This is a genomic window from Streptomyces sp. SID13031 (assembly GCF_010548305.1).
Lineage (GTDB): Bacteria > Actinomycetota > Actinomycetes > Propionibacteriales > Kribbellaceae > Kribbella.
The window spans coordinates 1-387 of sequence record NZ_JAAGLV010000123.1 but is presented as its reverse complement, the minus strand read 5'-3'; the positions used below and the strand labels follow the sequence as shown (position 1 = coordinate 387).

The window sequence follows — 387 nt, the reverse complement described above, 5'->3', positions numbered from 1 at the left end:
GCTTCGAGCTGACCGGTCAGGGAACGTTCCCCGGTACGGAAGAGGTCATGAAGACCTCTCGCGACCGGTGCGCGGCGCTTCTCACGGACTACGTGCTGGACTTCACGGCCTACGGCCACCTGCAGACGTACTTCTACTACCCGGACCGGGGCGGATGGGCGCGTGGCGGGCGCACCGTCCTGTGCTGGGCCGGCAGACCGCAGGGGAACCTGGAGGAGTCGATACGCAAGGACGAGAGCGATTTCGAACCGGCCCAGTTCGCGTACGTCTCGGCGTTCCAGCCGTTGATGGAGGCACAGCTACGAGCCCCTCAGCAGGGGCCCGACGAGGACCTGGCCGCGGCGAGCCGTTGGGCCGGGCAGATGGCCTCGGCGGCCGCGGTGACGG

1 pseudogene is annotated in these 387 nt (G+C 68.7%); it reads left to right on the top strand.

What is annotated here, in order from left to right:
• Nucleotides 1–47: 47 nt before the first annotated feature.
• A pseudogene (locus G3I17_RS39530) lies at nucleotides 48–387 on the top strand (hypothetical protein); the annotation flags it as partial.